Consider the following 1151-nt stretch of genomic DNA (forward strand, 5'->3'; position numbering starts at 1 on the left):
GGGCAAGGTGATCAGGCCGCCGACGCCACGTTCGCCGACATTCATGACGATGTAGCGCGGCATGCCGAGTGCCTTATCGAAGGGCTGCGCCGTCCAGCCGACCACTTGGGTGTAGAACGCCTCGGCGGCGTCGAGATCTGATGTCATCAATTCGTACCAGAAGAAGGGCATCGGGGTTTTTGGCATTTTCGGTCTCCTCACCTTTCATGGATCGATCGTCGTCCATCATAGGACGATCCTCACGACGGAAATCCGACACCGCCCGGACAACAATGGGTGTGTGTGCCAAGCGTTCCCTGATTGCGCATCCAGCGGTTTTCGATTTCTCTGCGGTCATGAGGGGTTGTCGTCCATGCGCTTGATGTCGCTCACGCCCGAGCTTGTCGCACTGTGCCATCGGGAAGAGGCCGATCCCGGTCCGGACCCGAGCTGGACAGACATGAACGACGAGGACTTTCGAACCCTCGCCTTGCGACTGTCCAATGAAGCCGATGAGGGACCGTTATGGGTGTTCGCCTATGGGTCGCTGATCTGGAAGCCGGAATTCGAGTCGGTCGAGCAACAGCTCGCCACGGCCTTCGGCTGGCACCGCTCCTTCTGCCTCGACATGGTGCGCTGGCGCGGCAGCGCCGAGCAGCCTGGGTTGATGATGGCGCTCGAGCGGGGCGGGCGCTGCAACGGCGTGATCTATCGCTTGCCGGAGGGTGAGAAGCCGGCGCAGATCGAAAGGCTGTTGCGGCGCGAGATCAGCGACCATGAAAGCATCGAGACGGTTCGCTGGCTGCCAGTGCATACGCCGCAGGGTAAGCTGCGCGCGCTCGGCTTCTGGGTCGGCGTGAAGGGCAGGGGAACGTCGCTGAACCAGCCGCTGGACAGAGTGGCGAGCGTGCTGGCCAGAGCCTGCGGGCATATCGGATCCGGCGCCGAATATCTCTACAACACGGTCAGCCATCTCGAAGCATTCGGCATCCGCGACCGCAATCTGTGGCGATTGCAGGAATTGGTGGCGCAGGAGGTCAGGGCCATCCATGGCCGCAAGCTTGAGCCTGGCCTTTCGCTCGCACTGCAAGCCCGACCGCAGTCGCAATAATATGAGTAAAAAAATCATATTATTGCCGAGCCTTTTCAGGGACTTGCGCCGAAAATTGACC

At 60.7% G+C, this 1151-nt stretch carries 1 protein-coding gene and 1 pseudogene; one reads left to right on the top strand and one right to left on the bottom strand.

The genetic code is table 11. The features are described 5' to 3' along the window. A pseudogene (locus tag EN991_RS37135) lies at positions 1-186 on the bottom strand (VOC family protein); the annotation flags it as partial. Between the two features lie 166 nt (positions 187-352). Here EN991_RS37135 and EN991_RS37140 point away from each other — a divergent pair. Further along, positions 353-1090 (top strand): gamma-glutamylcyclotransferase, encoded by a 738-nt coding sequence (locus tag EN991_RS37140; protein WP_024501513.1) that lies wholly within the window; start codon positions 353-355, stop codon positions 1088-1090. Positions 1091-1151 lie beyond the last annotated feature (61 nt).

This window comes from Mesorhizobium sp. M7A.F.Ca.US.005.03.2.1 (genome assembly GCF_003997795.1).
Lineage (GTDB): Bacteria > Pseudomonadota > Alphaproteobacteria > Rhizobiales > Rhizobiaceae > Mesorhizobium > Mesorhizobium ciceri.